This is a genomic window from Delftia sp. ASV31 (assembly GCF_016428765.1).
GTDB lineage: Bacteria > Pseudomonadota > Gammaproteobacteria > Burkholderiales > Burkholderiaceae_C > Comamonas > Comamonas acidovorans.
Window position 1 is genome coordinate 54,917 of the sequence record NZ_JAELTK010000032.1, and the last position, 8,264, is coordinate 63,180.

General features: G+C 68.5%; 7 protein-coding genes. 2 read left to right on the forward strand and 5 right to left on the reverse strand.

Features of this window, described 5'->3' with window-relative positions:
- Nucleotides 1-53: 53 nt before the first annotated feature.
- Complete coding sequence (locus tag JHD82_RS13735) at nucleotides 54-1,388, reverse strand: MFS transporter (RefSeq protein ID WP_013801125.1); 1,335 nt, start codon at nucleotides 1,386-1,388, stop codon at nucleotides 54-56.
- 203 nt (nucleotides 1,389-1,591) lie between these two features.
- On the opposite strand from JHD82_RS13735, the gene JHD82_RS13740 reads away from it, so the two are divergent.
- Complete coding sequence (locus JHD82_RS13740; RefSeq protein WP_034396397.1) at nucleotides 1,592-2,134, forward strand: ureidoglycolate lyase; 543 nt, start codon at nucleotides 1,592-1,594, stop codon at nucleotides 2,132-2,134.
- 73 nt (nucleotides 2,135-2,207) lie between these two features.
- Here the strand turns inward: JHD82_RS13740 and JHD82_RS13745 are convergent, their stop codons facing one another.
- The 3 genes from JHD82_RS13745 to JHD82_RS13755 all read right to left on the reverse strand — a co-directional run bounded on the left by JHD82_RS13745 (nucleotide 2,208) and on the right by JHD82_RS13755 (nucleotide 7,288).
- On the reverse strand, nucleotides 2,208-3,176 hold the full coding sequence (locus JHD82_RS13745; RefSeq protein ID WP_012206877.1) for an alpha-E domain-containing protein: 969 nt from the start codon (nucleotides 3,174-3,176) through the stop codon (nucleotides 2,208-2,210).
- Nucleotides 3,177-4,646, reverse strand: coding sequence for a circularly permuted type 2 ATP-grasp protein (locus JHD82_RS13750; protein ID WP_180319016.1), 1,470 nt, complete (start codon nucleotides 4,644-4,646; stop codon nucleotides 3,177-3,179).
- Nucleotides 4,647-4,789: 143 nt separating this feature from the next.
- Nucleotides 4,790-7,288, reverse strand: a complete 2,499-nt coding sequence (locus tag JHD82_RS13755) for a DNA internalization-related competence protein ComEC/Rec2 (protein ID WP_199136982.1) — start codon at nucleotides 7,286-7,288, stop codon at nucleotides 4,790-4,792.
- Between the two features lie 173 nt (nucleotides 7,289-7,461).
- Between JHD82_RS13755 and JHD82_RS13760 the strand changes: the two genes are divergently transcribed.
- On the forward strand, nucleotides 7,462-7,920 hold the full coding sequence (locus tag JHD82_RS13760; RefSeq protein ID WP_012206880.1) for a RidA family protein: 459 nt from the start codon (nucleotides 7,462-7,464) through the stop codon (nucleotides 7,918-7,920).
- A 43-nt stretch (nucleotides 7,921-7,963) separates the two neighbouring features.
- On the opposite strand, the gene JHD82_RS13765 is transcribed toward JHD82_RS13760, so the two are convergent.
- A partial coding sequence (locus JHD82_RS13765; protein WP_199136984.1) for a hypothetical protein occupies nucleotides 7,964-8,264 on the reverse strand: 301 nt, incomplete at its 5' end.

Sequence of the window (8,264 nt, forward strand, 5' to 3'; positions counted from 1 at the left end):
TAGCGACTGCGCACCGCTGCCGCATGGTCGTGGGTCGTGCAGCGTTGGTGCCTCTACTTGTTGACCAGCTTGGCCGGCACCGTATAGGTCAGGAAGGCGCCGAACAGCAGCACGCCGGCCAGCACGAACATGGCGGCATTGGTGCTCTGTGTCGCATCCTTGATGAGGCCGATCATGTAGGGACTGATGAAGCCGGCCAGGTTGGCAAAGGAGTTGATCAACGCAATGCCGGCTGCCGCACCCGCGCTGGACAGGATGGCCGTGGGCAGGCTCCAGAACAGCGGAGAGGTCGCCAGGCTGCCGCCCGCGGCCAGCGCCAGGGCGGCCAGCGACAGATAGACGTTGCCGCTGAAGATGGCCGACAGCATCAGGCCCGCTGCGCCCACGCAAAACGGCACGATCAGGTGCCAGCGGCGCTCGCGCATGCGGTCCGAACTGCGGCTGACCAGGTTCATGGACACCACGGCCACCGAGAACGGCACGGCCGTCAGCAGGCCGATGTGAAAGGCCCCCTCCACGCCCGACTGGCGGATCAGGCTGGGCAGCCAGAACGTGAGTCCGTACTGGCCCATGACGGTGCAAAAGCAGATCAGGGCCATCTTGATGATGCGCGGGTCGGAGAACAGCGCGCGCAGCGTCACATGGCTATCGCTCTTGCTGGCGTTCTCGCGGGCGATGTTGCGCTCCAGCAGGGTCTTTTCCGCCTCGGTCAACCAGCGTGCGGCGCGGATGCCGTTGTCCAGGTACCAGAGCACGGCCAGGCCCAGGATCATCGAGGGGATGGCCTCGAGCAGGAACAGCCATTGCCAGCCGCGCAGCCCCGCCACGCCCTGCATCAGGTCCATGATGCCGCCCGACAGCGGGCCGCCCAGGATGCCCGAGACCGGAATCGCGCACATGAACAGCGCCACCATGCGGGCGCGCCGGTACGACGGAAACCAGTAGGTCATGTACAGGATCATGCCGGGGTAGAAGCCCGCCTCGGCCGCGCCCAGCAGAAAGCGCAGCACGTAGAACTGCGTGGGCGTGCTCACGAACATCATGGCCGCCGAGATCAGGCTCCACATGATCATGATCCGCGAGATGGTGGCCTTGGCGCCTATGCGGTGCATCAGCATGTTGCTGGGCACCTCGAAGAAGAAGTAGCCGATGAAGAACAGCCCCGCACCCAGGCCGTACATGGCCTCGCTGAACTGCAGGTCGGCCAGCATATGCAGCTTGGCGAAGCCCACGTTCACCCGGTCCAGGTAGGCCGCCACATAGCAGGCCATGATGAAGGGCAGCAGGCGCCAGGCCACCTTGCGGTAGACGGCGGCCTCGGCCGGCGTTTCGCTGGCCAGCGCCGGCGCCGCGCCGGCGACCTCGGCAGATGCGGGAAGAGATGACATCAGGGAGTCCTTGGTTGAGGAGTTGCGACCAACTGGTATTACCGGTATGAAATTACGAAGCGAACGGTACCCCCAGCGCTTTGCCATGTGCACTCGCATTTACCCCAATTCAACGCAAGCAAAACTAATTCCCCGAGGTTTGACAAAAAACCGGTCCAACTGCAAACTGGTATTACCAGTATGAAAACAAGAGGCAAAACTTCGTGAACACCTTGTCAGAGACCCGCCCCGCCAGCCTTTGCCTGCGCGCCCAGCCGCTGACCGCCGAGGCCTTTGCCGAGTTTGGCGAGGTCCTGGACAGCACGGGCCACACACCGCTGCTCATCAACGATGGCATGACCGAGCGCTACCACGCCCTGGCCCGCGTGGACACGGGCGGCAGCGAAGGCCATGGGCTGATCAACCTGTTCCATGCCCGGCCCTATGCGCTGCCCCTGCGGCTGACCAGCATGGAGCGCCACCCTCTGGGCAGCCAGGCCTTCATGCCGCTGGATGCACAGCCCTTCATCGTGGTGGTGGCCCCCCTGGGCGAACAGGTGGCAACCGCCGACCTGCGCGCCTTCATCACCAACGGCCGCCAGGGCGTGAACTACCGGCGCGGTGTCTGGCATCACTCGCTGATCGCGTTGAATGCGCCGGCGCGCTTCATCGTGATCGACCGTGGCGGCCCTGGCGACAACTGCGACGTGCTGCCCATCGGCGGCGCCGAGGGCGTTGTGCTGGACCTGGACAGCGCGCAGGCCTGAATTCGGCCCGCCCAATGAACCAATGAACAAAGCCGCCCGAGGGCGGCTTTGTGCTGCATGGCGGCCGGCGGACTCAGGCCGGCACCAGAAAGTCCCGGCTGATGCCCTGGCCCAGGTCGTGCACGCGGTCCAGGAACTGCGTGAGATAGGCGTGCAGGCCCGTGGCCAGGATTTCGTCGATGCGCGCATAGCGCAGGTCGGCCAGCAGGCGGCCTGCCTTGCGCTGGGTCTCGCGCGACTGGGCGTTGGCCACGCTTTCCAGGTTGGCCACCACCTCCAGCATGCTGGCCAGCAGCGAGCGCGGCATGTCGCTGCGCAGCATCAGCAGCTCGGCCACGCGCTCGGGCGTGATCACATCGCGGTAGACCTTGCGGTAGACCTCGAAGGCCGAGACGCTGCGCAGCAGCGCGCTCCAGTGGTAGAAGTCGAACGGCGTGGCCGCCTTGCCCGATGCGCCGTTGCGTGCGCTGCCGTGGTAGTCGCGCTCGATGGCGTGGAACTTCACGTCCAGCAGGCGTGCCGTGTTGTCGGCGCGCTCGATGAAGGTGCCCAGGCGCAGGAAGTGGAAGGCCTCGTCCTGCAGCATGGTGCCCAGCGTCACGCCGCGCGACAGGTGCGAGCGGTGCTTGACCCATTCGAAGAACTGGCCCGGATCGCGCTCCCAGTCGCCCTCGGCCAGCAGGCGCTTGAGCTCCAGCCAGGTCTGGTTCTGGGTCTCCCAGGCCTCGGTGGTCAGCGCGCCGCGCACGGCGCGCGCGTTCTCCCGCGCAGCGCGCAGGCAGGAGGCGATGGACGAGGAGTTGCTCTCGTCGCGCACCATGAAGTGCAGCACGGCCTCGCGCTGCACCTCGCCGTGGCGGGCGGCGTAGGAGGGGATCAGCTCGCTGATGGACAGCACGCCCTGCCAGGCCTTGCGCGCCACTTGCGGCGCCTGGGGCAGCATGGAGGTGTCATAGGAGACGTTGAGCATGCGGGCGGTGTTCTCCGCACGCTCCGTGTAGCGGGACATCCAGTACAGATGATCGGCAGTACGGCTGAGCATTCAATGTCCTCCCTCGTTTGACTCACCGGCCCCGAGCACCCAGGTGTCCTTGGTGCCGCCGCCCTGTGATGAATTGACCACCAGCGAGCCCTCCTTGAGCGCCACGCGCGTGAGGCCGCCGGCCACCATGCGCACCTGGTTGCCGCTGAGCACGAAGGGCCGCAGATCGATATGCCTTGGCGCGATGCCCTGCTCCACCAGGGTGGGGCAGGTGGACAGCGCCAGCGTGGGCTGCGCGATATAGCCGCCGGGATTGGCGATGAGCGCGCGGCGGAAATCCTCGATCTCGCCGCGCGAGGCGGCAGGCCCGATCAGCATCCCGTAGCCACCGGCGCCGTGGACTTCCTTGACCACCAGCTCGTCCAGGTGGTCGAGCACGTAGCGCAGGTCATCGGGCTTGCGGCACAGCCAGGTCGGCACGTTCTGCAGGATGGGCTCCTCGCCCAGGTAGAAGCGGATCATCTCCGGCACATAGGGGTAGACCGATTTGTCATCGGCCACACCCGTGCCCGCTGCATTGCAGATGCTCACGTTGCCGGCACGGTAGGCGCGCATGAGGCCGGGGCAGCCCAGCGTGGAGGTGGGGCGGAAGACTTCGGGGTCGAGAAAATCATCGTCCACGCGCCGGTAGATCACGTCCACGCGCTGCGGGCCGCGCGTGGTGCGCATGTAGACAACGTCCTTGTCCACCACCAGGTCCTGGCCCTCGACCAGCTCCACGCCCATTTGCTGGGCCAGGAAGGCATGCTCGAAGTAGGCGCTGTTGTGCATGCCGGGCGTCAGCACCACCACCGTGGGCTCGGGCGTGCCGGCCGGCGCGCTGGCGCGCAGCGTCTCCAGCAGCATGTCGGGATAGTGGGCCACGGGCTCCACGGGATGGCGCGAGAACAGGTCCGGGAACAGCCGCATCATCATGCGCCGGTTCTCCAGCATGTACGACACGCCCGAGGGCACGCGCAGGTTGTCCTCCAGCACGTAGTACACGCCCTCGCCCTGGGCATTGGCGGCGCGCACGATGTCGATGCCGGCAATGTGGGCGTAGATGCCGCCCTGCACCGCCAGGCCCCGCATCTCGGGCCGGTACTGGCTGTTGTTCAGCACCAGTTCGCGCGGCACCAGGCCCGCGCGCAGGATCTCCTGGTCGTGATAGACATCGTGCAGGAAGCGGTTGAGCGCCGTCACGCGCTGCACCAGGCCCGCCTGCATTCGCGACCACTCATGTGCGGGAATGACGCGCGGTATCAGGTCGAAGGGGATGAGGCGCTCGTTGCCGGCGCCGCTTTCGTCCTTGTCGCCGTAGACGGCGAACGTGATGCCGACGCGCCGGAAGATGATCTCGGCCTCGGCGCTGCGCGCTCGCAGCGTCTGTTCGGGCTGGCGCGCAAGCCATTGCGCGTAGTCCTTGTAGTGCAGGCGCACATCGCTGCCGTCGAACGGCGTCATCGTGTACATCTCGTCAAATGGATGCATTCGTCACCTCCTGTCGCTGCATGTGTACGGGGTCTAGCAAGCTACGGGCCAGCCCTCGTATCGCACCAGTGTAGCGATAGGTAACCTCAATCCGGACAAGCGGTATCCAGCATATGCATCCTGCTTCGCCATCGGCGCACGCCCTATCCGCCCTGCCCCTGCGTGACGTGCACATCCCAGTAGCGGCGCGCCCTTTCCCGCTCGCAGACCAGGCGCATGGGGTCCGAAGAGCGCCAGTGCGCCGCGCCGCAGCGGGCCGACTGCACCACGCCGGCGCCATGGGCCTCATAGCGGCGCACCACCTCGGGGACAGGATGGCCATAGCGGCTGCGATATCCCGCCTGCACCATGGCCCAGCGCGGTGCCAGGGCCTGCACCAGGGCGGTGCTCGATGAAGTGCGGCTGCCGTGGTGGGGCACCAGCAGCCACTGCACGGGCGTGAGGGCGCCGGCCCGTGCCAGTGACCGCTCCTGCGCAGCCTCGATGTCACCGGCCAGCAAGGCCCGCACGCCAGATGCCGAGCGCAGCAACAGCACGCAGCTGCCCGCATTGGCATGGGCCAGCGCCCGTGCGGAGGGCAACCGTTCGCCGGCAGACGGATGCAGCACCTCCAGCCGCACGCCATCCCATTCCCAGTGCTGGCCCGCCTGGCAGCGGCGCACAGCGCCCAGGCCGGCCAGCGCAGGGTCGAGGATCACGGAATCCGATCCCCAGACCTCCGCCTGCGGCTGCGCGGCATGCACGGCCAATGCACCGCCCGTGTGGTCATTGTCGCGGTGGCTGAGCCACAGGGCATCCAGCCTCAGACCCAGAGCCTGCAGCAGCGGCACCAGCACCCGGTCGCCGGCATTGCTGTCCATGCCGTACTGCGGCCCCGTGTCATACAGCAAGGCATGCCGCGCCGTGCGCACTAGCACGGCATTGCCCTGGCCTATGTCCACAGCCATCAGGTCGAACTCGCCATGCGCCGGTGATGGCGACGGCCACCACAGGGCCGGCAGGCACATGGCCAGGCCCCAGCAGCGCCATCCGGCAGGCACCGGAGCCACCAGCGCCAGGCCACCGCACAGCGCAGCCAGCCCTGCCCACAGCGGCGGCTGCGGCAGTTGCACCACGGCCCATGCCCACTGGTCCAGCCATTGCAGCAGCTCCAGCAGCGGGGCCAGCGCCAGCGCCGCGCCTGTCCACAATGGCGGCCACAAGGCACCCAGCAGGGCCAGCGGCGTGACCACGAAGGTCACCCAGGGAATGGCCGCCAGATTGGCCAGCAGGCCCGACAACGACAGCTGGCCGAACAGCATCAGGCCCAGCGGCGCCAGCGCCAGCGAGATGCGCCATTGCTCGCCCCACAGGGCCAGCGCACGGGCAGGCAGCGAAGGCCGCTGCGCGCCCTGCATGCGCGCATCGGTGGCCAGCAGCACGCCCACGGCCACAAAGCTCAGCCAGAAGCCGGCCTGCCACAGGGCCCAGGGGTCCAGCACCACGACCACGGCCAGCGCCAGGCACCACACGGCGGGCCAGGGCCAGCGCAGTCCGGCGCCGCGCAACGCAGCCACGCTGGCCAGCATGCAGACGGTGCGCTGCGCCGGCAGTCCCCAGCCGCTGAACAGCGCATAGCCGCCCGCCAGCAGCACGCCGGCCAGCAGGGCCGCCTGCGGCGCCGGGCACCACAGGCAGGCCCGTGCGCTGCAGCGCCAAAGCCTCCCCACCACCAGGGCTGCCAGCCAGGCGAACAAGGTGATGTGCAGGCCGGAAATGCTCATCAGATGGGCCACGCCGGTATGCCTGAACAGCGCCCAGTCATCCCGCGCAATGGCCTGCTGATCACCCATGGCCAGGGCGGCCACCACACCCAGCATGCGCGGCGCATGGGCAGGGTCCAGGCCGATGCGCTGCAGGGATGCCGCAAGCGCGGATGTGCGGCCCAGGATGGCGTCGCGCATCTGCTGGCGCCAGCGCTGCAGGGCATGGCTGCCGGTGTCGGCCAGTTGGCGTGCAGCGGGCTGTTCGCGCACATGGCCCGTGGCCTGCACGCCCTGCTCCCACTGCCACAGCTCATAGTCGAAACCATGGGGATTGCGCGCGCCATGCGGGCGCTTGAGCCGCACGGTCAGCGCCCAGCGCTGGCCCGGTCGCAGATCGGGCAGCATGGCAACACCCCTGGACTGCCGGCCCCGGGGGGCGTACCAGGACAGTTCGATCAGTGCAGGAAACGGCGCCAAGACCTCTTCGCTGCCGACGATCCGAGCCTGCTCCACCTCCATGCGCCAGCGCATGCCCTGGGCCATGTTCTGGGGAAGCGATGCCACGACGCCGACGATGCGCAGGTCACGCCCCTCCAACGGCGCAGACAGCGCCTGGCCCGCAAAGTCCTGGGCCCGCCAGCCGGTCAACCCGCCCACCAGCAAGGCAGCGCAGACAGCGGCCCACAGGCGGTGCACACCACGGCCGCGCCGGCCCGCCCATGCCCGCCACGCCCTCCATGCCAGGCCTGCCAGCCCCATGCCCGCCAAGAGCAGATACATCCACAGCGGCCACAGGCGCGGCTGCGTGACCTGCCAGGCCGCACCGGCCACGCAGCCGAGCAGCAGGGGCGTCCAGGAAGACGGCGAGAGGGTTTGGGCAGGTGCCGCAGGGTGCATCCACACATGCTAGGAGCGGATGCCGCGCAGCCACCATGCACCGCCTCGGATTCAGACAACAATCAGACTGACGGAAGCCCAGGCCCTGACATGCCAGGGTGCAAGGGGCTGTGTCACACTGTCCGCCACCCCGGCACTGGTGCCGGATTTTTCTTGTCTCGAAGGAATCAACGATGAGCGTTTACGAACAACTGAAGGCCCTGAACATCGAACTGCCGTCGCCTGCCATCCCGGCGGCGGCCTACGTGCCCTATGTGCAGACGGGCAATCTGGTGTTCCTGAGCGGCCATATCGCGCGCAAGGACGGCAAGGTCTGGGCCGGCCAGTTGGGCCGTGATCTGCAGACCGCCGACGGCCAGCAGGCCGCGCGCGCCATCGCCATCGACCTGATGGGCACGCTCCAGCACGCCGCCGGCGGCGACCTGGGCCGCGTGCGCCGCATCGTCAAACTGATGTGCCTGGTCAACTCCACGGGCGACTACACCGAGCAGCACCTGGTGGCCAACGGCTGCAGCGAGCTGCTGGGCCAGGTCTTCGGCGATGCCGGCACGCATGCGCGCAGCGCCTTCGGCGTGGCCCAGATCCCGCTGGGCTCCTGCGTGGAAATCGAGCTGATCGCCGAACTGGCCTGATCGGCAGCATGCCGCCGCTCGGCGCCACGGTGCTCGCAGGCGGCTAGAAACTCTCCCATTGGCCATCCTCGGCTGCCGGTGCGGCAGGCCGGGGCGCCGAGGCCAGCTTGGGCGCCGCCGCCCTTGCTGCGGCAGGCCGCGCGGCAACCGGCCCGGCAGCCGCAGGCGCCACGGCTGCTGCCGGCCGCCTTGGCGCCTGTCTCTTATACACATCTAAAATGGGGGGGGGGGGGGGGGGGGGGGGGGGGGGGGGGGGGGGGGGGGGGGGGGGGGGGGGGGGGGGGGGGGGGGGGGGGGGGGGGGGGGGGGGGGGGGGGGGGGGGGGGGGGGGGGGGGGGGGGGGG

Coding starts and splice junctions, on each gene's coding strand:
- JHD82_RS13735 (WP_013801125.1), bottom strand. CDS start 1,388: ATGTCATCTCTTCCCGCATCTGCCGAGGTCGCCGGCGCGGCGCCGGCG.
- JHD82_RS13745 (WP_012206877.1), bottom strand. CDS start 3,176: ATGCTCAGCCGTACTGCCGATCATCTGTACTGGATGTCCCGCTACACG.
- JHD82_RS13750 (WP_180319016.1), bottom strand. CDS start 4,646: ATGCATCCATTTGACGAGATGTACACGATGACGCCGTTCGACGGCAGC.
- JHD82_RS13755 (WP_199136982.1), bottom strand. CDS start 7,288: ATGCACCCTGCGGCACCTGCCCAAACCCTCTCGCCGTCTTCCTGGACG.
- JHD82_RS13760 (WP_012206880.1), top strand. CDS start 7,462: ATGAGCGTTTACGAACAACTGAAGGCCCTGAACATCGAACTGCCGTCG.